Source organism: Nitrosopumilus sp. K4 (assembly GCF_018128925.1).
Lineage (GTDB): Archaea > Thermoproteota > Nitrososphaeria > Nitrososphaerales > Nitrosopumilaceae > HKST03.
Window position 1 is genome coordinate 972,406 of record NZ_CP067007.1, and the last position, 23,808, is coordinate 996,213.

The following is a 23,808-nucleotide window of genomic DNA, read 5'->3' on the forward strand; positions in this document are numbered from 1 at the left end:
CCAACTGAAAGGATTGATTTATCCAAGTGGCGGCCTCCTGAATGTTCGCTTTCTTGTAACATTTTTTGCGGTGGTGTCATGAACATGTTGTTTTTATGTTGTTAAATTATTTAAACTGCTGATAAAATCATATTCTAGTGCTAAAAGGGTGCCTAATTTATGAGAGCATTGAAAAAATCAAAAATTGGCACTATAAAATATAGTTAGCATTAGTTATATATCGAAATTTAATAAAAACAACATGGTGTACATCAGAGCCAAGAAAGTAAAATCAGATCAATATCTGTATCTTGTCAAAAGTGTATGGGATTCAAAGAAAAACACTTCAAAACAAGAGATTGTGAAATATCTGGGAAAAGCCTCTGATGTAGACAAGGATGACATTCCAACAGATTATAGAAATGATCCCAAAATATTATCAGTACTAGCAAAATTCAATCCCAAAGATATCAAAAAGAGAGAAGAGGCATCAAAAAAATCCAAACAACAACTATTCCAAAAATTAACAGATGGTGATATTCAAGGTTCGCTGAAAATTTATGAAGATTATATCAAAATTTTTAATGCATCTGACTTTTTTGATAAAATTCTAAAACCGGTGATGTATAAAGTCGGTGATGATTGGGCAAAAGGCAAAATAAGTATCGCTACAGAACATGTGGCAAGCAATGTAGCTCAGACATTGGTAAAAATTATCATGGAGCGAGTTTCAGCCACAGGAAGTAAAAAAAGGATCATGATTTGTGTGCCTCTAGGAGAAGAGCATCATCTCGGATGCGATGTAATTGAAACTTATCTGTCAATAAAGGGCTTTAAAATATACAACATGGGAACATCATTACCAACAGAATCAATACTTAGTTTCATCGATGCCAATAAACCAGATGTATTACTGTTATCAATTACTTTAGAAGACAATTTATCTGCAGGACAAAGACTGGTGAGAAAAATTAAGGATCAATTCAACATTCCAATATTAGTAGGCGGATTTGCATTTCAATCTAAAAAAATTCCAAAATTTGATGCAAAAATTATTGTAGAATCTACATTAGAAGAGATTCCAAGACTCATCAGAACAGCATAAAATTACATTTTTAGATAAGATAAAATTTTTGAGAAAATTAGCACTAGTCAAAAAAACATAACCGGCTTAAATATTCTTAAACCTAAATTACATCATGAAAACAAAAATCATTCATCAAGAAAAAAATGATGAATCTTTAGTTTATGTTAATTCAAATATCAAAATTTGCATAATATGCGGTAATCACAATATTGAGTTTTTTGAACATGGAATATCATGTGAAGAATGCGGAACAACATTTGGGAGACAAAAATGCTTAGTGAGTTAATTCATCAAAATAACTGTAAAAAAATTAGAATTGTTACAGATTTTGATACGGGTGAGATTGCATGTCAAAATTGTGGTGCAGTATCACCAGAAAAAGCAGTGGCATTAGGTCCTGAAAACACAGGGTTGACAAAAGAAGAATACTTAACTTCATTCAGAGCAGGAAGGAAAATTTCTCTAAAGATGGCAGATATGGGATTGCCAACGATTATAGAATCAAAGGATAAAGATGCAACAGGCAAATCACTTTCAAGAGAAAACCGTAAAATGTTTTATCGTTTGCGTATATGGGACAGAAATAGTCGTTCAGCAAACACTGTAAAATCATTGCAAAAGGCATTTTTGTTGTTAGACGGGATTAAGACAAAACTTGCAATACCCGAATCAGTGGTAGAGCAAACAGCGTATATTTTTAGAAAAATATCTGCAAAAAAGATACTTAGTGGAAGGTCCACATCCAGTATTCTTTGTGCTACCGTATACATTGCATGTAGATTGACAAACACCCCAAGAACCCTGCAAGATATTGCAAATGCAGGAAATATCAGAAGAAAAAATCTACAAAAGACATACAGATTTTTGGTCAAAGAGTTAGAAATTTACCCTGAAGCATACAATCCCCATGAATTTGTATCAAGGATTTCAAAGGCAATTAAAATCTCTGAAAAAACAGAAAGATTAGCGTTTAGAATTGTAACTCTAGCTGAAAAAGAAGGAATATCTACTAGCAAAAACCCAATGGCAATTGCAGCAGCTGCAGTTCATGTAGCTGCACAAAAAAATAAAGAAAAAGCATCACAGGTTAAAATTTCTCAGACATCAGGAATCAGTGCAGTGACTATCAGAGATAGAACTAAAGAAATCAAAAAAAGAATATGGAGCGAAATTTAATGGGAAGGACATGTAGAGGCATTTGCCAAATGCACAAGGCAGAACCTGCCCCAAATAAAATAAAATATGAAATTGGTCAAAAACGTTGTACTTTTTGTGGAATCTTTATGTCAGTTAAAGACACAAGATGTATTTGTTGTAAAGCCGTGTTGAGAACAAAGGCCAGGAGCAAAAGAATCTAAATTTCTTTTTTGAGTTCAGAAAGAAAAGATTTCAAGATTCTAGTTCTCCTCTTTGCCTCAGTTTTTGCAGATTTTGTATTCATCAGTGATTCTAATTTGAGTAATTTTTGATAAAAGTGGTCTAGAGCCCATGTTTTATCATCAGGCATCCTGTGCTTGCAAAAAGGATCATCATTATTGTAAAAAGGTCTTTGTTCAGAGCCACTTACAGCAAAAACCCGAGCTATTCCAATAGCACCAATTGCATCAAGTCGGTCTGCATCCTGAAGTATCTTACCTTCCAAGGTCTTTGGAATTTCACCTCTTGAAAAACTATGATCACGTATTGCATCACAAATTATCTCAACATCATCAAAAGCGTAATTCATTTTTATAAGAATATTTTGTGCTTCTTGTGCGCTTTTAATAGAGGAAAGTTTTGAACGTTTGTCAGATTTTGGGTACGATACAATATCATGCAACAATGCTGCGCTAAGAACAAGTTTTTCGTTAGCTTTTTCTTTTTTACATAATTTTTTTGCATTATTGAATACTCTCATTATATGAGCAAAATCATGTGCAGGATCATTTTCCATTCTTTGTTTCACATACTTTTGAAGTAATTCAATGTCTCTCATCTAAAATCTCCAAAGCTTAGGTTTTACAAATTTTAGTTTCCTTTGTGTAATTAAAAGTGCCCAATTTACTGATGCAAACAATACAATAATACCCACCCCAACACCATCAACTAATAGAATTCCTGTCAATCTATTCTCAAAAATTTCAAGAAAAGGTTGCAAAACTGCATTTCCAAAATATATCATCACAATATAGGACAGCATACGCCCAAACCAAAATCCAACATAGATCCCAATACTTTTTGCTCGCATCAAGCCATATGTGATAAAGAGCATGTTACTTGGAAGTGGGGTGGCACCAAAAAGAAATGAGGCTATAACATAACCATATTTTTTCTTATTAAGATAATCTCCAATTATATCAAGATTGGATTTTTGTTCAGGACCTACAAAGCGTCTAAAAAGACTGCTAATTTTTTTAAGAATAAACCTACCAATTGTAGCAGCTGTAGCACCAACCATTGCAAGTAAAATAATATTCAAACTAGGATCAAGAAGGTAAAAAGAAGTTAGTACAATCCAACTAGGCGGCATTAAAATTGGCGCAGCGTTTATTCCAATCAATACCAAAAAAATCCCAAGATAAGACCATTCTGCAAAAATTTCAAAAATATCGGCCATCTTTCAGTTTTTTAACCAGTTTTTTGTTTCTAAACCCTTGGATTGGGGATTTACCTATGAAAAAATTTCAATTTGATCATAAAAAATCAAAAAATTGCATAATTCCAGATAGAATGATCATGTTTTACAAAAAATTGGATCAATCATGCAATATCCTTATAAGATAATTATACGTTATAGTTAAGCATGTCCGAAGTTTCTTGGAAATGTTTTAGATGTGACCTCTCTTTCAAAGATGAAGACATTGCAGAAATGCACAAAAATATTTCAAAGCACTCTATTTCAAAAGTTAAAGCAATTCCTGCATAATTTCTAAGAAATTTAGTAGAATTTTTGGAAAATAATGAAAATTTAGTGCAGAGGGTGGGATTTGAACCCACGAACTCCTGAGAGAAGGGATTTCCTATTTTGAGGATCTTGAGTCCCTCTCGGTTGACCGGGCTTCGATACCTCTGCAAAGAGAGTGGATAATGACCAATATTTTTCGATTACTATTTGGATGATTTCAAAATTGATCGATGAAAATCAATATTTGCAAAAAATCAAAAAACAGACAATCATGTTAAAAAAAGCTTTTAATGGCACAGAATTGATTCAGAATCAGAATGGCAGAATTTATCCCAATTTCACAAGCAAAAAAAATGCGAAGTGGAGTTAATGTAAAAGCCGAAGTAAAAAGTAAAGGAGAACCAAGAACTGTTAATCTCAAATCAGGCGGGACTGTAGATGTTTGTGATGCAATCATTGCAGACGGTGAAACAGAAGAAGAACAAATGAAATTAACACTCTGGGGAGACGATATCAAAGCAGTAAATGTCGGAGATGTCGTTGTTATTACAAATGGCTATACAAACGAATTCAAAGGCGAAGTATCCTTAACCAAAGGCAAGTACGGCCAAATGGAAATAAATCCTCAATAAACTAATTTCAAAAATTAGTTTTTCATTGTTTTAATATTTTATTCTAAATTACTTTTGTAAATCTATTTTCTAGATTTTTTCTTTGCAGGTTTCTTTTTTGTTGTTTTCTTTACAGTTTTTTTCTTAGGGGCAGATTTTTTTGTTGGTTTTTTCTTAGATGCTTTCTTTGCAGCAGTCTTTCTAGCAGGTTTTTTCTTTGCAGGTTTCTTTTTTGTTGTTTTCTTTACAGTTTTTTTCTTAGGGGCAGATTTTTTTGTTGGTTTTTTCTTAGATGCTTTCTTTGCAGCAGTCTTTCTAGCAGGTTTTTTCTTTGCAGGTTTCTTTTTTGTTGTTTTCTTTACAGTTTTTTTCTTAGGGGCAGATTTTTTTGTTGGTTTTTTCTTAGAAAGGTATTCTTTTAGTCTAGCAGTTGCTCGTTCAAGTGCTTTTTTAGCTGATTCTTCTGCCTTGGTTCTTTTCTCTAGCTCCTTTTCTAATTTCTTAGCCTGTTTGTGCCCGGTAGCCATTTTCTCTCTCAAATCAGGTTTGGCTTTGGTCTGTTTTTGAATTTTTGAGGATATTTTGGATTTAATATCATTGAACTTGGCCACCTCATCAGCAAGTTTTTTTGCAGTTTTGGTTCTAGACTTTATTTCAAATTCCAGTTCACCGATATGATTTTGAAGTGTTTTTAATCTTGACTCAGCATATGACTTTTCTTCAGGGGTTTCAGCAAATTCAATCTCTTGTTCTGCTTGAATGATAGCCTCTTTTTCGCGTTCCAATCTTTCTTTGGCAGATGCTATCAATCTTTCAATACTCTCAATTTGAGCATTTTTTTGAGTTAAAGTTTCAGAAACTTCTGATGCATCTTCTTTTTCAGATTCGATTTTTTTATCAATAGTGTTTAATCCAGAGGAAGATCTTCTTTCAAGTGATCTATATTCTTTATACTGCTTTTCAGCTTTATTCTTTAACTTAGTTGCTTCTTGTTTCTTTTTTCTTAATTCAAGTACTAATTTTTCTAATGTTGCCAACGATTGAATCAGGTAAATTTATGCGATTAAGTTGTTAACATAATCAGGATTTGACTTACCTGTTAAGAAAATTAACATGCCTTGATCGCAAAAATCGTTTTTTAAAAAATATTAGTTAAGAAATTCTACAAATATTGATGGATTTTCATCCAAAAGATTTGCCAGTAGCAAAAACGTTTGATCTAAAAGACGAAAAAGATGCGTTAGAAGCAGTTGAGGAGATGGTAAACATGGGTTTCAATAACAGAAAAGAGGGATTTAGAGTATTGATGCCAAAAGAAGCAAAGATTGCAAAGCGGATGGGATATACCATTACAACAGGAGTGACATCAGGCCTGCGAGATAAAAATGAGATCAGAGACATAAAGTATTGGACATACCATCATGATCAAGAACACTATGCCATTGTTTTGATCAGCAACAAAACTTTGACAGAGTTAGGATTTTGATTTTTCAAAAATTTTATACAGTTTTGTTCTTTTTGCCAAAACACCTGCAAGTAAAACGCCTAACAATGCACCACCAATTACATCCATAGGGTAATGCTGAAGAACATACACCCTACTCAAAGAGACCAATACTGGATATAATAACAACAGATACGCTCCTCGTGGGAACCTTTGAGACAATGCAAAACCCAGAACAATTCCAAAAATCATGGACCTTGCAGCATGTCCTGATGGATATGATGCATTGTATCCACCTTCACAAAATAAAGCAAATGTGTCCTTACTAATACCAACAGGGAAAGATACGCCTTCGTATTCAAATTCGGGGCGGTCTCTATCCACCCCGCATTTAATGTAGCCAGTAAGCAAAGTAGATAGCACTATCAAGATCATCAAGGTAATGCCAACTCTTCTAGTCCTTTTTATTATCAGCATCAAGATGCCAAATCCCAACATGTAAAACGAATCACCACTTTCAGTGATAATCTGCATTACAAAATGAGTGAAAGAATTACCAGAGTTTTCGGCCATAAAAGAAATCACAGATTGATCAAGATTTTCAGTAACTTCGAAAATTACCAATAGTGATGCAAAGACAAAGGCTGCAACCAACAATACAAATGAACGTGACCTGATATCAAAAATCCAATTTTGCAATTATTCAAACCTCAAGTATGTCATTTTTAATTTTTCTCAGGTAGATAAGTTTTGGAAGTGTTTGATTCAAAATTGTGTAACAAGATTTTTCTGATCGGCTGAAAGAATTTAACCAAGGTGATAATAGGAAAATTGTGAAGGTACTCACATTAGATGATTTTGATCTTAAAGGTAAGACAGTTTTTTTGAGAGTAGACATGAATTGCCCCATAGATCCTGAAACTATGGAGATTTCAGGAACCAAACGTATTGAAGAAGCAATACAAACAATCAAAGATCTCGATGAAGCAAAAGTTGTCGTAGCATCACATCAAGGCCGTGTAGGAAACAAAGACTATACTGGAATGGACAAACATGCCAAAGTATTAGAAGAATTAATGGGCAAGAAGATAAAATATGTTGAAGACGTCATTGGAGAAGCAGCTCAGAATGCCATCAGAGATTTGCAAAACGGCGAAATTTTACTTTTAGATAATTTACGATTGTGTGCTGAAGAAAATTATGAATTTTCACCAGAAGATGCAGCAAAAACAATCATGGTTTCACGTCTTTCCAAATTATTTGATTTGTGTGTTCTAGACTCTTTCCCTAGTGCACATAGATCACACCCATCAATTGTTGGATTCCCGCATGTCTTGCCTGCATGTGCAGGAAGAATTGTAGAAAGAGAGGTAAGAAACCTCGATGAGATAATGACAGTTGCAAAAGCTCCCCACGTAATTGTGCTGGGAGGCTCAAAGGTGCCAGATAGACTAGAGGCAATAAAGATGCTAATTCAGAATGGAAGGGCAGACCACGTCTTGCTTACAGGATTGATTGGAAATGTCTTCATGAGAGCACAAGCACGTATCAAATATCCATTGGGAATAAAAAGAGAAGAAGAAGTGGTTGCAAAAGCACATAGTTTGATTGGAGAGTATCCAGATGTATTTTCAACGCCAGTAGATATTGCTATTGATAAAGACGGTCAAAGAGTAGAGATTGACGTAAGAGATCTTGGTAAAGGTGACAGCATTTACGATTTAGGTCCAAAAACAGTAGAGCACTATTCAAAATTAATTGCAGGTGCAGGAACTGTTTTCATTAGTGGTCCTGCAGGATTTTTTGAAAAAGAAAACTTCAGTCATGGGACGAAAGGATTACTAACGGCAGTTGCAAATTCAATGGCAACAACAATTGTGAGTGGAGGTCACTTAACTTCCGCACTAAAAAAATACGGGTTAGCTGAAAAAATTGATCATATCAGTACTGCAGGAGGTGCTTTAGTATTATACCTCACAGGAGATAGACTTCCAATGATCAAAGCATTAGAAGATGCTGCAATCAAACATAGAGCTAAATAGAAGATTTACAAGAAGGATTTGGACATGTTTTTTCTTCTGATGTTCCAAGATATACATCAAAATTACAAGCATTACAGTGATGTTTCACCATGGAATCAAAGAGCTTCATATGAATAGTTGTAAAGTTTTGTGCAATGTTTCTAGCTAGATTGGAATCACATAATTCATTGATATAGGGCTCAATGTCATCAACAATCCAAGAAGGATCTAAATCACCATTTTGTTTTAATTTTTCAAAAATCTGATCATTTGTAAAAATTGTGTCAACATTATTGTGATCCTCGAAGATAATTTTTCGGATTTGTAAAGAGATAGGAGTTGAAGGAGTAAAATCACCCATACTAGTACAGATTTGCTGCCTCTTCTTTTAACTTATCTACATCTTTGGAATCTTTCATGTGTTTTCCAAGATAAGAGTAGAGAGCAGATTTTAGAACCTTGAGGGATAACAGTGCGCATTTTATACGTACTGCTTGGAGATTTTCCAGACCTAGTTCACCTAACACATCATTTTTCTCAATATTTCTTACTTCATCAATGCTCTTGCCTTTTGTAATTTCAGTGAGGACAGATGAGCAAGCCATGCATATTGCACAACCTTTTCCATGGAATTTGATATCAGATACCTTGTTCTCGTCTATTTTCATATCAATATCAATACTGTCACCACATAATGGATTTGAATCATGAAACGTCACATCAGGGTTTTCAATTTCTCCATAGTTAATAGGATTTCTTGAATAATCAATAATCATCTCGTGGTAAATGTCGGCATTACTACTCATAGTTTGAATAACCTCGCCACCTTATTTAATGAATTTACTAGTGCGTCAATGTCTTCTTTTGTGTTATAGATGTAAAAGCTTGCTCTTGATGTTGCAGCAACATTTAGTCGTTCCATCAATACCTGTGCACAGTGATGACCTGAACGAACTGCAATTCCCTCCTCATCAATAATCTGTGCCACATCATGTGGGTGAACATCTGCAAAATTAAATGAGATCACACCACCTCTTTTTGAAATATCTTTAGTGCCGTAAATTTGGAGTCCCTTTACCTGAGAGAGTTTCTCAATGGCATATTTTGTCAATTCGATTTCATGTTGTCTGACATTATCCATTCCAAGTTTTGTAAGATAATCGATTGCAGCTCCTAATCCAACCACATCTGCAATATTTGGAGTTCCTGCTTCAAATTTGTAAGGTAGATCATTCCAGGTGGTCTCATATTTGTGAACCTCTCTAATCATATCACCACCACCGTGGAAAGGGTTCATTGTTTCAAGAATTTCTTTTTTGACCCACAGCACACCAATGCCAGTAGGACCAAGCATTTTGTGTCCAGAGAATGCAAAAAAATCACATCCTAGTTTGTCAACATCAACTTTCATGTGAGGTACTGCTTGTGCACCATCAACCAATGTCAAGACACCTTTTGCTTTGCATTTTGCAATAATTTTTTCAGCATCAGTAATTGTTCCCAAAACATTTGACATCAAACTAAAAGCAACTAGTTTTACTTTTCCAGTATCAAGCAACTTATCAAGATCATCTAAAATGAGCTCCCCGTTATCATCCATGCCAATATACTCAATTTTTGCATGCTTTTCTTGAGTAAGTAGTTGCCACGGAACAATATTACTATGATGTTCATATTCAGTAGAAACTACAACATCACCTTCATTAACATGAGTTCTTCCCCATGCATACGCTACAAGATTGATTGCCTCAGTGGTCCCTCTGACAAAGATTATTTCGTTTCTATTTTTTACATTAATGAAATTTGCAACTTTGTCACGCGTAGATTCAAAGGCCTCAGTTGCTTCTTCAGCAAGCGCATAAACTGCTCTATGAATATTTGCATTATGATTTTGATAGTAATCACTTATTGCATCAATTACCTGATTTGGTTTTTGAGTTGTTGATGCATTATCAAGATACACAAGAGGTTTGTTGTCTCTAACTTTTCTTTCAAGTATTGGAAAATCTTTTCTTAAATTTTCAAAAGATGACTGAGCGCTTTGCATAATTTTAAACCTCCACGTAAATCTCGTTTTGCTCTATTTTAACATTGTATACTTTGAGAGGGGTTTCAGCTGGAAGGTTCTGGGGCTGTCCATTTTCTAAATTAAAAACAGAAAGGTGTAATGGACATCTAACACCCTCATCACTCAAGAAGCCAGTTGAAAGGTCAGCATCAGCATGAGTACATATCAAATCAGTAGCATGAATGGTTCCTTTTTGGTTTGCCAAAAGAATTTTTTTATCATCATGAGTAAATCCAAACATCTGACCATCCTTTACTTGATCTAAATTACAAGCCTTTATCCATTCAGACAAATTAATCACCTATACTTGTAGTGTTGTTCAATTTCAGAATCTTCGTTGTAGCGAGTCTCTTCAACCTCAACGAATTTTGTTAGCTCCTCATCAGTATTAATTGTCAGTTCTTTTCCTTCCCATTTAGATTCAATAAGATATGCAATCCACGCCCTAACCTGATAAGACATTTTTCTTGATAGAGGTTCTAAGAATCCTTCAACAATAGTTCTCTCTGCTTCTTCTTTTGAGAGACATCTGGACCGCAAGTAAAAGATTTGTTCTTCGTCAATTTGTGCAACAGATGCAGAGTGTGTTGCTTTAACATCATTTGTGAAAATCTCCAGTCCAGGTATAGCATCGGATTTTGCACCTTTATCCAGTAAAATAGAGCGTCCAGACAAGAAAGAATTTGATTTTGCGGCTTTTTCTTTGATTCTAATCATCCCTTTGAAAAGAGATTTTGATTTGTCTCTAAGAATAGATTTTTCAACAACTCTTCCCTCAGTTGAAGGGCTCTCATGGTTTACGTTGGTTTGAATATCAAAATCTTGTTCATTATTTCCAAAAACAACTTCAGAGTCATTAGCAGATGCGCCAGACCCATTAAGGAAATAATCAATTCTGTATCTAGACAATAAAGAACCAAACAATCCAGAATACCAATTGACTTTGGCATCTTGTCCAAGATCAGTTCTTCTAGTTGAAAAGTTTACAGTACTTTGATCCATCATTTGAAGAGTAGTAATGTCAAGATGTGCATTTGCAGCAACAGACGTATTTAGTAACTCAAGATAGGCTTGCTGTTTTTCTGCTTTGGGAGAATACAATTCCTGAACAATTGTTGCTTTGCTGTTTTCATCTGCATAAATTACATTTCGAGAAATTGTAGAAATTCCATCTTCAGACAAGCATGAAACTAGATGTATAGGGGAATCTAAAACAACATTTTTTGGAATGTGAATAAATATTCCTGAATTAAATGCTGCATTGTTTAATGCGGTGAATTTATCTTCATTTGATTTTGATGCTTCTAGTGCTTTTTTTACAAGTTCTTGGTTGTTTTGAATTGCATCGGCAATCGAAGATATGACAATTCCTTTTGATTTTACATCATCTGTGATGTTAATTTTTTGAATGTTTGTTCCAATCTGAATAACACAGATGTTGTTTTCAAGCTCTCCTAGTCTTTTTTGCAAGAATGCTGGTATTGCATCGCCCGTTTTTGCTGCAAACGAAACCTGTTCAGGATCCATCTTTTTTGCATCAGTGTATTTGTTGTAAAGAGGAGATGTTTCAATTGGAAGATTTTCATACACAGTAAGAGAATTCTTTCGGTATTCCTTTAACCATTCAGGTTCATTTCTTGAGGAAGAGATTTCTTCTATATGATTAGGGCTTATTTTGGAAAGTGTTTGCTGAGACATGTCTACTCAAGATTAATTTTTGACTATCCTACAGAATCATCCATTTCTAGTTTGATGAGTCTGTTTAGCTCTACTGCATATTCCATTGGTAATTCTTTTGTAAATGGTTCCATGAATCCATTGACAATCAGAGACAAGGCCTCTTCTTCAGTGAAACCTCTAGTCATAAGATAGAAGATTTGTTCATCTCCAATCTTACCAACTGTTGCTTCATGGGTTATTGTTGCATCTTCCTGATTGATTTCCATGTATGGATATGTATCAGTTTTAGATGTGTCATCTAGTAGCAGTGCATCACATCTCACAGTTGATTTAACATTAGTTGCACCTTTTGCTACATTGAGTAACCCCCGGTATGTTGAGCGTCCATCTAACCTGCTAACAGACTTTGAAGTGATTTTCGAGGTAGTGTTTGGTGCCAAATGTACCATTTTTGCTCCAGTATCTTGATGTTGGCCTTTACCTGCAAATGCAATAGACAAGGTTTCACCATAGGCTCTTTCTCCCATCAAATAAACACCAGGATATTTCATTGTAAGTTTGCTTCCAATGTTTCCATCAATCCATTCAACGGTTGCGCCTTCATATGCATATGCCCTCTTGGTTACAAGATTGTATACATCATTACTCCAGTTCTGAATTGTCGTGTAACGCAGTTTTGCATCTTTGTGTGCAACAAGTTCCACAACAGCAGAGTGCAATGACTCTGAGGAGTAAACAGGAGCAGTACATCCTTCAATGTAATGTACTTCAGCACCCTCATCAACAACAATCAGAGTTCTTTCAAATTGTCCAATGTTTTCTGCATTAATTCTAAAGTATGCTTGTAAAGGCATGTCAACTTTGACACCAGGAGGGACATAGATGAAAGAGCCACCACTCCATACTGCACTGTTTAGTGCTGCAAATTTGTTATCCTCAGGAGGAATAACCTTACCAAAGTATTTTTTGAAAATCTCTGGCTGTTCTTTTAGAGCAGAATCAGTATCTAAGAAAAGAACACCTTGTTTTTCCAAGTCTTCTCTCAAATTATGATAAACTACTTCAGATTCATACTGTGCACCAACACCTGCTAAGAATTTCTTTTCAGCTTCTGGAATGCCTAATTTATCAAAAGTGTTTTTGACATCTTCTGGAACATCATCCCAGTTTTTTTCTGTTTTTTCAGATGCTTTTGCATAATAGTAAATATTTTGGAAATCAATAACACTAAGATCTCCACCCCATGTTGGCATTGGTTTTTTCATAAAAATATCATATGCACGTAATCTAAAATCAAGCATCCATTGTGGCTCATTTTTCATTTTGCTAATGCCAATCACAGTTTCCCTAGTCAGGCCTTTCTTGCTAAGGTGAACATACATTTCTGTAGAGTCTTTAAAATCATATTTTGAATAATCCATGTCAAGGTTTTCAGTTGCCATGAATGAAATAACTCCGTTATATTATAAATACATGAGGAAAAATAGGCACAGCTAAATAGCTCGAGCTAAAAACAAATTTCAAAAATCAATTATTGCATTGCAGAAGCAGAAGCTTCAGGAGGAGAGTTGATTGGATCAACTGTGATTGTTACAGAATCAACATCGCTTCTGCCATGTTCATCAAAAACTTTGAGTTCAAATGTCAGCACTTTGATTTCATTATTTGCAACTGTTGGGCTAGTAAATGAAGGGGATTTTGCAGTGGCAGAAGACAAGGATACTTTTTCTCCCGAAGTTTGAGTCCATTGGTATGAAAGGATTTGTTTTTCAGGATCATAGCTGCCACTTCCATCTAACGATACTTTGACATTTTCATTGACAATTTTATCTGGACCAGCGTTTGCTACAATATCCAAATTAAGAGTATTGACTACTGTTAGAACCATACTGTCAGATGAAAATAATGTTCCATCACTAACAGTACAAGTTAATGTAATCGGAGTATCCTTGACAACATTTGGAGTAACTACGGATGTTTTTGGATTCTTACTTTGTGCTATTTCAATATCGGATTCAGATTCCCAAGAGAATGAAATAATATCATGGTCAGGATCTTGTCCGCTGCACATAATGTTTACAGAAGTATTTTCATTTACTCTCATATCGGCACCAGCGTTTGCAATAGGAGCCCCATTTTCAGGAACAACAAACACTACAACGTTGTCTTTGGCACTTTGTCCTTCAGTATCAGTTACCATTAGTTGAAATTCTAAACGCACAGGTGAACCAGTCACTTCTGGTGCAGTAAATGTAAAGGAAGAGGCAGAGTCAGTAAATTTTACAAAAGAACCATAAACTTGTCTCCATTTGTAAGTCAGAGGATCACCATCCACATCAGAACCAGATCCAACAATCTCAACTTGAGAGCCACTAACAACACGTTTATCATTTCCAGCAAATGCTCTTGGGGGAGAGTTTACATCAGTTACAGTAACTATTACTTCATCAGTATCATAGTTTCCATGAGGATCAGTTACAGTAAATTCAAAGACAAGTTGTTCAGGAGAGGATACAGTGGGGGTTGTAAAATAAATTGAAAAGGGTGTACGTTCATAGAAGGGTACAGAAGTGCCTGACTTTTGTGCCCAAGAAGATTTCAATCTTTCACCATCAGGATCAGTGCCAGTTCCTACAAGTTTGACTAGAGTGTTTCCAAATACATTTTGGTCTGGTCCAGCATCTGCGATTGGGGATCCATTAGAAGGCAAAACCTTTACCAAGGCCAATGCATTTGCCCATCCGTTTCCTTGTGAATAACCAGTAACTTGGAATGATAGTAGTTTCTCAACATCTCCTATTTCTGGTGCTGTGAATTGTACTTGTTGTTCATTATATGCATTTAGGGATACACGAGGTCCAATCAGTTGAACCCATGAATAGCTGATTGACTTTCCATCTAATGTTTGGCCAGTTGCACTTAATGTTACTACATCACCTTCAGTAACGGTTTGCATAGAACCAGTTTGAACAGATATGCGTTTGTTGTCTAATAATCCAGTAAATGGAAAAACGTTTACAGTATCACTTGCAATACCACCAAATCCATCGCTAACTGTAAGTTCAAATGTTAATGGGTCTAATTGAGAGAAATCAAAGTAAATTGGTTGGAGGGTAAGGTGTTTCTGAGCAGGGTTTGATAATTCAAGTTGTTGTCCTGATAGTTGCTTCCAAGAATAACTCAGAACATCACCATCGGTGTCAGAAACAGTTGGGATGAGAGTCATTGCATTGATAGTAGGCAAAGCCAAACGATCTCTCCCTGCATCAACTACAGGAGGGTGATTTACAGGATTCACTACAACTTCAACAACATCAGAATTGCTGGCACCAAGAGGATCAGTAATTGTCAATTCAAATGTTAAGACTTTGATTTCACCATTTGAAACATTAGGAGCCATAAAGGTAGGCATAGGATCAGTGTACGAGGAGAGTTTTACAGGATCACCGCCAATCTGGACCCATCTAAATTTTAGAGATTCCTCATCAGCATCATATCCTTCTCCAATCAAAGTCACAAGTTTATTTTCAACAACATTCACAGAATCAATCTGAGCAAATGAGTTAGAGAAACTGCCAATCAGAAAAACAGTAAGAACCAAAGGCAATAGCAAAATGAATTTCATAACAGCATTCTGGTTTTAACAATATAAAAAGAAGATCATGGTGAAGGGCGAATTTTAGGACTAGTTAGAAAGAGTGGTTTTCAGAGTATCAAAAGAGCCTGAAACGGTGTGGACTTCAGACACAACATTGTGCACATCAAATTTCTTTAGTTCATCAGCAGTAAAGGGCCCAATAGCAATTACTTGTACAAGGTTTAGTTGTTCCAATAATTTTGATTTTTCATAATCTTTTAACATTATTTCAAAAAATCCTCTCACAGATGAAGCACTTGTAAAAATTATTCCATCAATTTTTCCCAGAGAGAACAATTCCCTGAATTCATTCCATTGAGTGGTGTCTCTGAATGCACATACATCATAAAGATGAATCTCAAGCACATCAATTCCAATTTTGTTGAGCAGTTCTTTGAGAAAGGGTGTTGAAGCACCACTACGTGGAACAATGACTTTTTTTCCAACAGCATGAATTTTGGTAAATTCTTCTCCAACACCAACTGAGGAGTATGTTGTTGGTTGATAGTTTACTTTGATTCCTTCATTTTCAAGTGCAATGGTAGTTTTAGGACCAACGGACATCACCATTGTGTTTGCAACAGCAAGTTGTAATTTTTCAAGTTTTCCAGTTTGTCTTGCAGTATCAAAGAGTAGTTTGACTGCTTTTGAGCTCATAAAAACAGAATAATCAGGATTGTATTTTTCAATAGATTCTAAAAATTCATCAACTATTTTCTCGCCCTTACTTACAAGCTCAATTGTCGGTAATGGCATTGGTGTTGCATTATTTTTTTGTGCAAGTTCAATGAATTCTGCTGCATCGTCTTTTGAGCGAGTTATTGCAATTGTCTTTCCATCAAGCATATTATTTCCACCCTATTGTTTTTGATAGATCAACTACATTTCCTATAATAATATTAGCAGGTGGAGCAATCTTGTTTTTCTTAACTAAAGATGCGATGTTTGAAACGGTTCCAGTAATCATTTTTTGTTTTGGGGTTGTTCCGTTTTGAATTACTGCAACAGGGGTTTTCTTGTCCATACCTCCAGCAATAAGTTGTTTGCAAATAATCCCAATTCTTGACAATCCCATCATAATTACAATAGTGTCTACGGATTTTGCAAGTCTTTTCCATTTTACAACTTCATTTTTCTTTTCAGGGTCCTCATGTCCAGTAACAAAAACAACAGATGAAGCATGTTTTCTGTGAGTCAAAGGAATTCCTGCATATGTTGCAGAGCCGATTCCAGATGTAATTCCTGGAACAATTTCATATTTTACTTTGTGAGATTTTAGAAATTCAGCTTCTTCACCACCTCTTCCAAAAATTATCGGGTCGCCACCTTTTAGCCGTACGACATTTTTTTTGGATTTTGCATATTTTACCATAAGATCATTTGTAGTGTTTTGGTGAGTAGTGTCATCTCCTACTGCTCGTCCAACATAGACTTTTTCAGTCTTTTTTGGAATCATAGAGATTATTTTTTTGCTAACCAGTCTATCATACAACACAACATCTGCCTTTTGGAGTAATTCTACAGCACGCATAGTGATGAGCTTGTGGTCTCCAGGACCTGCTCCAACCAGATAGACTTTACCTGTCATTGCTTATTCCACTCCTCTACTTTTTCTCTCCAATTTAATGCAAGGTCATTTACGCCTTTCTGACGTAGTTCTTCACCAGCACTTTTTCCTAATGAATAAGGATCATTTTTGTTTCCTGTTTTTGTGACATAAAGTGATTGTTTTCCATCAACAGAAAATGCATTAACTTTGATACTCATTTCAGTGTCATTTGATTTTGCATATGCACCTACTGGAAACCTGCATCCAGAATCAACAAAGTCAGACAGTGCACGTTCTGCTTCAATCTCCAATCGCGAGTCAAAGTCTTCAATTTTTTTTAGCATTTGAATTGTCTTTTCATCATTTTTTCTTGCAACAATTGCAAGTGCTCCTTGTCCAGGAGACGGTGAGAAATCTTCAATTGATAAAGGAGTAAAAGAGACATCAATTCCAAGTCTAGAGATACCAGCTTGTGCTAAAACAATCGCATCATAATTTTCTCCTGATACTTTTTTAATTCGGGTTTCAATATTGCCGCGGATAGGTTTTACCTTTACATCAGGACGTTTTCTAGAAATTTGAACAGCCCTTCGAAGTGAGCTAGTACCAATAGTAGAACCAGGTTTGATGTTTTCAAGTGTAGAGCCATCAAATGAAATAAAGACATCATTGACTAGTTCACGTTTTGGAATACATGCCAATGTGAGACTAGAATCAAGTTGTGAAGGCACATCTTTTAGACTGTGCACTGCAAAATCCACTTGTCCTTCAGATACGGCACGATCAATCTCTTTTTCAAAAATGCCTTTTTGATCAATTGTAAACAAAGGTCTTGCATCAGTATCACCCTGAGTCTTTATCGGTTTGATTTCAAAATCTATATCAGAATGAGCATGTCTAAGCTCTGAAATCACCCAGTTTGTTTGTGCAATAGATAACTGACTTCCCCTAGCACCAATAATGTATTTCAATTCTTCACCGATTTTAGTGCGATTTGATATGCATCAAGAGTTTTGTTTAGATCATTTTGAGAATGAGCATCAGACAAAAAGACAACCTCAAATTGGGAAGGTGCAATAAATACGCCGTTTTTTAACAACATGTTAAACATTTTTTTGAATTTTTTTGCATCTGCGTTTACCGATGATTCATAGTCAACCACAGGTTTGTTTGTAAAGAAAATTTGGAACATTGATGCAGCAGAGTTGATCTGGTGAGAAATTTTCAGATCAGTTGCAATATCATCTAAGGCCCTGGTGAATCGTAGATTGTATTTTTCTAGTTTTGAGTAGAGTTTGTTTTTTAGTTTGTTTATTGTTTTAATTGAGCTTATTGCGGCACTCACTGCAATTGGATTTCCAGCAAATGTACTTGCTTGGTAAACCTTGCCTCCAGGAGAAAGTAAATCCATGATTTCTTTTTTCCCTCCAACTGCAGATATGGTAAATCCATTGCTCAGTGCTTTTGCAAGAGTCGTAATGTCAGGCTTTATTCCAAAGTGTTTTTGTGCACCGCCAGTAGAGACCCTAAAGCCGGTAACTACCTCATCAAAAATCAAAGGTACATTGTTTTCCTTTGTAATTTTTCTAACATCAGACAGAAAATTCTTTTCAGGTAAAATCAACCCCATGTTTGCCAAAATTGGCTCTATTATAACACCGGCAACATCATTATTTTTTTTAATTGTCTTTTCAAGATCTTCGGCATTATTGTATTGAACAACCAAAGTGTTTTTTGATACTTCATCCAAGCCACCATCAGATACCGATATTCCCTGATGTGCAGAACCAGAGCCTGCTTTTACCAAAACAGAGTCATGGGCGCCATGATAGCATCCTTCAAATTTTATGATCTTTTTCTTTTTTGTGAATCCACGAGCAAGGCGAATTGCAGTCATTGTGGCCTCACCACCAGTATTCATCAATCGAACTTTGTCAATTGATGGAAAATTTCCAATTATGAGTTTTGATAATTCAGTCTCCAGTGATGTTGGAGTACAAAACAGAGTTCCTTTTGTCAGTTGTTTTGAAACAGCTTGGATTATCTCTTTTCTTCGGTGTCCTAAGAGTAATGCACCATATCCATTACAGAAATCGACATATTTTCTGTCCTCCTCATCCCAAATGTAGGCACCATTAGATTTTTTTGCAAAGAATGGATATGGATCAAATAGTCGTACAGGGCTATTTACTCCTGATGGAATGACTTTCTTGGCATCTGAGAAGTGCTTGGAGTTCTTCAACATCATGCTTTAAACTTAGGTCATTATTATTCGTAATATCAGGAATTTTCTTCCATTCTTTGCATGATGAATCGTTTTCGAAACAAGAATGCAACAATTATTGTTCCAACATAAGGAGCTGTCCAATAAAGCCACAAATCACTCATCACCCCAGACAACAATGCAGGGGCCAATGCTCTAGCAGGATTCATTGACGCACCTGAAATAAATGCTAAAAAGAAAATATCCAATGCAACAATTCCGCCAATGGCAATTCCACTAAATCCTTTCAAGCCTTTTGTATACACAACAGTGAAGATAACTGCCATAAGTAATCCAGATGCCAGCACTTCTACTGAAAATATCAAAAATAAGGAATAATCATAATTTGGTGCATTTGCTCCAAGATTTGCTTCATTTCCAATAAAGAACATGACAAATAACGACCCAAGAATTGCACCAATAATCTCGGCTGCAAAATACCAAATAATTTGAATTTTTGAAATATGTCCTGTAATGTAGTAGCCAATTGTTACTGCAGGGTTAAAATGTGCAAGGGAGATTTTTCCAAATGAATACACACCAATAATCAAGGCCACAAAGGGTGCAACAGCTGCAAACCAAATTCCGTACGGACCACCAATCTGAACATCATAAACAATAGAACCTGTTGCAAACACTACAAGAATAAAAGTTCCAATTAACTCAACGAGGAATATTTGATGATTAGTGTATGTCAAGTTTTATCCCTCTAATTGTTTTACAAAGTTCAAAACTTCATTTTTGATTTGATCACGAATTTTTCTAACTTCTTCAATGCTCTTATTTTTTGGATCTGAGATGTTCCAGTCAATTACATCTTTTACAAACAATGATGGACAAGAGTCCTTATCCATACAACCCATATTGATTGATATTGATTTTTGAATCATGTCATCAGTTAGTTGTTTTGGTTTTTGCGAAGTAATGTCAATTCCAACCTCGTTCATCACCTGAACAACAACAGGGTTGAGTTGAGATGCAGGCTGTGTTCCTGCACTAGTCACAGCACATTGAGGGGCATATTTTCTCAAGAACCCTTCGGCCATCTGGCTTCTCCCTGCATTTTCCACACATACAAAGAGCACAGGTTTGGATTCAGGCATATCATCACATAAATATCAGTTTATATAAATTTAGATTGATATGAACGGGGTCAGTCTGTTAAAATGCATTTGTGACGAGACACGGTTTGAGATTCTAGAGATGCTCCAGAAAAATAAAGAGTTGTGCGTTAGCGACTTTGTAGATGAAATAAAAAAAGATCAGCCGTTAATTTCGCATCATCTAAAGACACTAAAAAAATGCGGCATTGTAAAATCAAGAGAGGAGGGAAAAAAGGCAATGTACAGCATAACCAACAACCAGTTATCAGAGCTAATTTCAAACATCACAAAGGCAAGCAAAAAGATTCCAATATTATGCAATAATGAATCTTGTTGCTAGACAAATTTCTCAGTACGCAGCACGCCCACGTCACTAACATACAAAACTATTGCAAAGTTTGTGAACAACGTTCTTGCAATCTCTTCAACAACATCCTGTAGCTTATCTTCTTGCATGATTACTTCAACTTTTACGTTCTTTTCATTTTTGAATCCTTGTCCCCGTATACCTTTAGCACCATTTCCATCAACCTCATAAGTTGTGTAACCGGTAATGTCATGTTTTGCTAAAATATCAATTACATTTTTCTGAGCTAAGATTTCACATGTAACAGTTAGGAGTTTTACGTTATAGAGTTTCATATCAAATCCTCTGTAATGTAATTGAATAAGTCTATCGTTCCTTCTGCATGCACAATTGATGAGACCATAAACATTATCGGCAATAACACTATGATGTTGTATGGAAATGTAATTCCCAAAGCTGATGTGATATAGAGGCTTGGTTTTGCTTGCGGGATTGCATGACGCAAAACTGCAGGAGCTGCAATAAATGATGCGCTTGCCATCAACAACCCAAACATAACAGCGCCACCAAGACTTAGTCCTAATGCAGTTGAAACCAACACGCCAATTATTCCGTTAAAAGTAGGCATGATTATTGCAAATGCAGTCAAGAAAACTCCAACTTTTTTGATATCATCGAGTCTTTGACCTGCAATAATTCCCATCTCAATTAAGAAAATAACTATTGCACCAGTAAACAACTCATCAAAGACAATACTAATTGAGCTAAAGCCCTCCTCGCCAATAATATACCCAATAACTATACTCCCAAGAAGAATCACAATGGCCTTACCAGTGATAGATTCATGAAGAACTTGTTTGAGATTTGTTTTTGTTTCATTAAGCCCCAGATCAATTTCTGAATCAGAATCGCCAATTTTTCCGACAGACTCTTTTTTGTTCTTGATCTGCTTTGATACAGCCATGTTTGTAAGAAATATTGCAAGAATAAATGCGACTGGTTCAAGCACTGCCAGAACTGCTGCAAGATATCCTTCTGATGTGACACCTTGATTTTTTAGAAATGACAAACCAACAGAGAACGTTACTGCGCCAACTGCACCATATGTTGATGCAAGTGCATAGGAATCAAAGAGGTTGAATTTTCCTAGTCGTTTTAAAATCTGATAGTGGTTTAAGGTAAACAACAATGACAGTCCAATTGCTGCAAGCATTGGAATCAACATTGTCTCAAAGCCAGTATTTCTCATTTCAATTCCACCATGCAGACCAATTGCTGCAAGCAGGTAGATTGGCAAGAATTCAGAAATAGCATCAGGTATTTTCAAGTCAGATTTTATTCGAGCAGCAACAATTCCAAAAATGAAAAACAACACAATTGGTGTTAAGAGATTCGATTGAATTAGTTGAAGAATATCCATTTAATGATTCAAAAAATTTTCTGTTGAATAAAAATCAAGGCATTAGAACTAGACAAACAAATCAATTAGAAAAGTAAATGCAATTCCAAATGCCGCGGCACCTGGAATCGTAATAACCCATGCATAGATTATTTGTTTTCCAACATTCCACCTTACTGCTCTCTTTCTTCTTGCAGCGCCTGCACCCATAATTGAGCCAGTAATCGCATGCGTGGTACTTGCAGGAATTCCTAAATAAGCAAATATGGCTAGCATCAACCCACCACCAGTTTCAGCACAAAATCCCTGGTATGGACGTAATCGTGCAACTTTGACTCCAAGTGTTTTGATAACCTTATAGCCACCAAAGAAAGTTCCAAGCCCCATAGCTGTTGCTGCTGAAAAGATTACCCACAACGGCATTTCAATTTCAGGAATCATTCCTGCAGAGAATAATACCAATACAATAATTCCCATTGTCTTTTGTCCATCATTTGCGCCATGAGTGAGTGCAAACCAAGCCGATGAAATGATTTGTAACCTACCAAATGATTTGTTAACAATGGATGGTCTCCTACTTGCAAAAACAGTGATGATTAGTCCTGTAAGTAATAATCCAAAAATAATTCCACCAATAGGAGCAATAACAATTCCAGCAAACACTTTGGTTAATCCACCATAAACAAGTTTCTCAAATCCCAATCCAGCAATTCCTGCACCCATAATACCACCAACTAAAGAATGACTGTTAGAAATTGGCAATCCAAAGTATGTGCAAATAGTACTCCAAGTAATTGCACCAGCTAATCCACCAATAATCATGTAAATCGTGATATCATCAGGGCTGACAATTCCTTTGGCAATTGTTGTTGCAACTGCTACACCAAAAATAAAAGGACCAACAAAGTTTGCAATTGCAGATAAGGAAACAGCATGTATTGGTTTTAACACACGAGTACCAATTACGGTTGCGACAGAGTTAGCCGAATCATTAAATCCATTTACAAAATCAAAGATTAGCGCCACAATAATTGCTCCAATCGCTAGTTCCAACATAATAATTACCTAAGTATATTTTAGAACAATATCTTCAATGACATCTGCAACATCAACGCATCTGTCAGAAGCAGTTTCAATGGATTCATAGATATCCTTTAGTTTAATGATGTGGATTGCATCTTGACTTTCAAATAGTTCTTTTATTGCTTCTCTATACAAGTCATCAACTTTGTGTTCGATGTCACTGGTGTTTCTACAATGGTTAATCATATCTTGAGGGTTTTTGATTTTTTGTAATTTTGAAACCATATAGTGAACCTCGTGTGTTGCTTTTACTAGTTCTTCAACCATCATTTTTGAAAATGCAGGAGGAGTTTCAATCTTGTAACTATAGAGCCTTGCAGCAATACCATCCATAAAATCAATCACATCATCAATTTTTGAGGCTATTCTCTGCATATCTTCTCTGTCTAATGGAGTGATGAATGTCTTGTTTAGCTCAGCAAAGATATCCCTGGTCAGAACATCACCTTCACTTTCAAGTCTTCTAACAGTTTCCATTTTTTCAGTATTCCCTAAATCGTCAAGCAGTACCAATAATGCTTCAGATGTTTCAACTGCTTTTTTGGCCAAATCATCTAGAATTTTTAATAATTGTTTTTCATTGGATTTTACCCAAGATAACCATTGTCCCATATCAGTACGAAAACAAAATAGAAGTTAAGAATGGTGAACATACAATATACGTAACTATATAGAAATAGGTTTTCAAAAATG

Annotated in this window: 28 protein-coding genes and 1 tRNA gene; 7 read left to right on the plus strand and 22 right to left on the minus strand. The window is 35.6% G+C overall.

All coding sequences use genetic code 11. The features are described from left to right. Positions 1-241: 241 nt before the first annotated feature. Both NsoK4_RS05870 and NsoK4_RS05875 read left to right on the plus strand, forming a co-directional pair. The gene (locus tag NsoK4_RS05870; RefSeq protein WP_211686073.1) at positions 242-1,084 is read left to right on the plus strand and encodes a B12-binding domain-containing protein; all 843 of its coding nucleotides are present in this window, start codon (positions 242-244) and stop codon (positions 1,082-1,084) included. 252 nt (positions 1,085-1,336) lie between these two features. Then, positions 1,337-2,242: a transcription initiation factor IIB family protein gene (locus NsoK4_RS05875; protein ID WP_211686075.1), complete on the plus strand. Its 906-nt coding sequence runs from the start codon at positions 1,337-1,339 to the stop codon at positions 2,240-2,242. Between the two features lie 178 nt (positions 2,243-2,420). Here the strand turns inward: NsoK4_RS05875 and NsoK4_RS05880 are convergent, their stop codons facing one another. Both NsoK4_RS05880 and NsoK4_RS05885 read right to left on the minus strand, forming a co-directional pair. Beyond that, positions 2,421-3,041, minus strand: coding sequence for an HD domain-containing protein (locus tag NsoK4_RS05880; protein ID WP_211686077.1), 621 nt, complete (start codon positions 3,039-3,041; stop codon positions 2,421-2,423). Continuing rightward, positions 3,042-3,662 carry a hypothetical protein gene (locus NsoK4_RS05885; RefSeq protein WP_211686079.1) on the minus strand — a complete coding sequence of 207 codons (621 nt, stop codon included), beginning with the start codon at positions 3,660-3,662 and terminating at the stop codon, positions 3,042-3,044. Between the two features lie 186 nt (positions 3,663-3,848). Here NsoK4_RS05885 and NsoK4_RS10130 point away from each other — a divergent pair, with 186 nt between their 5' ends. Next, positions 3,849-3,971: a hypothetical protein gene (locus NsoK4_RS10130; RefSeq protein ID WP_256438669.1), complete on the plus strand. Its 123-nt coding sequence runs from the start codon at positions 3,849-3,851 to the stop codon at positions 3,969-3,971. Between the two features lie 46 nt (positions 3,972-4,017). Here NsoK4_RS10130 and NsoK4_RS05890 read toward each other — a convergent pair. Beyond that, positions 4,018-4,118 (minus strand) — tRNA-Leu (locus NsoK4_RS05890). Between the two features lie 149 nt (positions 4,119-4,267). On the opposite strand from NsoK4_RS05890, the gene NsoK4_RS05895 reads away from it, so the two are divergent. Continuing rightward, on the plus strand, positions 4,268-4,582 hold the full coding sequence (locus NsoK4_RS05895; RefSeq protein WP_211686081.1) for a DNA-binding protein: 315 nt from the start codon (positions 4,268-4,270) through the stop codon (positions 4,580-4,582). Between the two features lie 62 nt (positions 4,583-4,644). Here NsoK4_RS05895 and NsoK4_RS05900 read toward each other — a convergent pair whose 3' ends face one another. Next, the gene (locus tag NsoK4_RS05900; protein WP_249111002.1) at positions 4,645-5,598 is read right to left on the minus strand and encodes an ATPase V; all 954 of its coding nucleotides are present in this window, start codon (positions 5,596-5,598) and stop codon (positions 4,645-4,647) included. Positions 5,599-5,735: 137 nt separating this feature from the next. Here NsoK4_RS05900 and NsoK4_RS05905 point away from each other — a divergent pair, with 137 nt between their 5' ends. After that, on the plus strand, positions 5,736-6,047 hold the full coding sequence (locus NsoK4_RS05905; RefSeq protein WP_211686083.1) for a hypothetical protein: 312 nt from the start codon (positions 5,736-5,738) through the stop codon (positions 6,045-6,047). Here NsoK4_RS05905 and NsoK4_RS05910 read toward each other — a convergent pair. Next, entirely contained in the window at positions 6,036-6,704 is a 669-nt protein-coding gene (locus NsoK4_RS05910) for a phosphatase PAP2 family protein (RefSeq protein WP_211686085.1), read from the minus strand. The two genes, NsoK4_RS05905 and NsoK4_RS05910, sit on opposite strands and share 12 nt — an antisense overlap. 134 nt (positions 6,705-6,838) lie before the next feature. Between NsoK4_RS05910 and pgk the strand changes: the two genes are divergently transcribed. Further along, complete coding sequence (pgk, locus tag NsoK4_RS05915; protein WP_211686087.1) at positions 6,839-8,047, plus strand: phosphoglycerate kinase; 1,209 nt, start codon at positions 6,839-6,841, stop codon at positions 8,045-8,047. Here pgk and NsoK4_RS05920 read toward each other — a convergent pair. The 13 genes from NsoK4_RS05920 to NsoK4_RS05980 form a co-directional block, all read right to left on the minus strand. Continuing rightward, entirely contained in the window at positions 8,040-8,387 is a 348-nt protein-coding gene (locus NsoK4_RS05920) for a hypothetical protein (protein ID WP_211686089.1), read from the minus strand. The two genes, pgk and NsoK4_RS05920, sit on opposite strands and share 8 nt — an antisense overlap. Position 8,388: 1 nt before the next feature. Beyond that, positions 8,389-8,832 carry an iron-sulfur cluster assembly scaffold protein gene (locus tag NsoK4_RS05925; protein WP_211686091.1) on the minus strand — a complete coding sequence of 148 codons (444 nt, stop codon included), beginning with the start codon at positions 8,830-8,832 and terminating at the stop codon, positions 8,389-8,391. Further along, positions 8,829-10,073: a cysteine desulfurase gene (locus NsoK4_RS05930; RefSeq protein ID WP_211686093.1), complete on the minus strand. Its 1,245-nt coding sequence runs from the start codon at positions 10,071-10,073 to the stop codon at positions 8,829-8,831. Before NsoK4_RS05930 ends, NsoK4_RS05925 begins: the two co-directional genes overlap by 4 nt. Positions 10,074-10,077: 4 nt before the next feature. Further along, positions 10,078-10,386, minus strand: coding sequence for a non-heme iron oxygenase ferredoxin subunit (locus NsoK4_RS05935; RefSeq protein ID WP_211686095.1), 309 nt, complete (start codon positions 10,384-10,386; stop codon positions 10,078-10,080). Positions 10,387-10,391: 5 nt separating this feature from the next. Further along, the gene (gene sufD / locus NsoK4_RS05940) at positions 10,392-11,792 is read right to left on the minus strand and encodes a Fe-S cluster assembly protein SufD (protein WP_211686097.1); all 1,401 of its coding nucleotides are present in this window, start codon (positions 11,790-11,792) and stop codon (positions 10,392-10,394) included. Between the two features lie 23 nt (positions 11,793-11,815). Then, the gene (gene sufB / locus NsoK4_RS05945) at positions 11,816-13,216 is read right to left on the minus strand and encodes a Fe-S cluster assembly protein SufB (RefSeq protein WP_211686098.1); all 1,401 of its coding nucleotides are present in this window, start codon (positions 13,214-13,216) and stop codon (positions 11,816-11,818) included. A gap of 89 nt (positions 13,217-13,305) precedes the next feature. Then, positions 13,306-15,375 (minus strand): Ig-like domain-containing protein, encoded by a 2,070-nt coding sequence (locus NsoK4_RS05950; RefSeq protein ID WP_249111005.1) that lies wholly within the window; start codon positions 15,373-15,375, stop codon positions 13,306-13,308. Positions 15,376-15,459: 84 nt separating this feature from the next. Beyond that, entirely contained in the window at positions 15,460-16,257 is a 798-nt protein-coding gene (locus NsoK4_RS05955) for a uroporphyrinogen-III synthase (RefSeq protein ID WP_211686103.1), read from the minus strand. A gap of 1 nt (position 16,258) precedes the next feature. After that, positions 16,259-16,999, minus strand: coding sequence for a uroporphyrinogen-III C-methyltransferase (gene cobA / locus NsoK4_RS05960; RefSeq protein ID WP_211686105.1), 741 nt, complete (start codon positions 16,997-16,999; stop codon positions 16,259-16,261). Further along, entirely contained in the window at positions 16,996-17,931 is a 936-nt protein-coding gene (gene hemC, locus NsoK4_RS05965) for a hydroxymethylbilane synthase (protein ID WP_211686107.1), read from the minus strand. The genes cobA and hemC overlap by 4 nt, the downstream gene beginning before the upstream one ends. Continuing rightward, the gene (gene hemL, locus NsoK4_RS05970) at positions 17,928-19,208 is read right to left on the minus strand and encodes a glutamate-1-semialdehyde 2,1-aminomutase (protein ID WP_249111007.1); all 1,281 of its coding nucleotides are present in this window, start codon (positions 19,206-19,208) and stop codon (positions 17,928-17,930) included. The genes hemC and hemL overlap by 4 nt, the downstream gene beginning before the upstream one ends. A 32-nt stretch (positions 19,209-19,240) precedes the next feature. Then, positions 19,241-19,921 (minus strand): MIP/aquaporin family protein, encoded by a 681-nt coding sequence (locus NsoK4_RS05975; protein ID WP_211686109.1) that lies wholly within the window; start codon positions 19,919-19,921, stop codon positions 19,241-19,243. Positions 19,922-19,924: 3 nt separating this feature from the next. Continuing rightward, positions 19,925-20,326 carry an arsenate reductase ArsC gene (locus tag NsoK4_RS05980; protein ID WP_211686111.1) on the minus strand — a complete coding sequence of 134 codons (402 nt, stop codon included), beginning with the start codon at positions 20,324-20,326 and terminating at the stop codon, positions 19,925-19,927. A gap of 40 nt (positions 20,327-20,366) precedes the next feature. On the opposite strand from NsoK4_RS05980, the gene NsoK4_RS05985 reads away from it, so the two are divergent. After that, positions 20,367-20,666 (plus strand): metalloregulator ArsR/SmtB family transcription factor, encoded by a 300-nt coding sequence (locus tag NsoK4_RS05985; RefSeq protein WP_211686113.1) that lies wholly within the window; start codon positions 20,367-20,369, stop codon positions 20,664-20,666. On the opposite strand, the gene NsoK4_RS05990 is transcribed toward NsoK4_RS05985, so the two are convergent. The 4 genes from NsoK4_RS05990 to NsoK4_RS06005 are packed head-to-tail and all read right to left on the minus strand — an operon-like array spanning position 20,663 to position 23,727. After that, a complete protein-coding gene (locus NsoK4_RS05990) occupies positions 20,663-20,968 on the minus strand; it encodes a DUF3240 family protein (protein WP_211686115.1) in 306 nt (101 codons plus the stop codon). The genes NsoK4_RS05985 and NsoK4_RS05990 overlap by 4 nt on opposite strands. Continuing rightward, positions 20,965-22,053 (minus strand): sodium-dependent bicarbonate transport family permease, encoded by a 1,089-nt coding sequence (locus NsoK4_RS05995; RefSeq protein ID WP_211686117.1) that lies wholly within the window; start codon positions 22,051-22,053, stop codon positions 20,965-20,967. Before NsoK4_RS05995 ends, NsoK4_RS05990 begins: the two co-directional genes overlap by 4 nt. Positions 22,054-22,101: 48 nt before the next feature. Further along, positions 22,102-23,088, minus strand: coding sequence for an inorganic phosphate transporter (locus NsoK4_RS06000; protein ID WP_211686119.1), 987 nt, complete (start codon positions 23,086-23,088; stop codon positions 22,102-22,104). Between the two features lie 9 nt (positions 23,089-23,097). Further along, entirely contained in the window at positions 23,098-23,727 is a 630-nt protein-coding gene (locus NsoK4_RS06005; protein ID WP_211686121.1) for a DUF47 domain-containing protein, read from the minus strand. Positions 23,728-23,808: the final 81 nt, after the last annotated feature.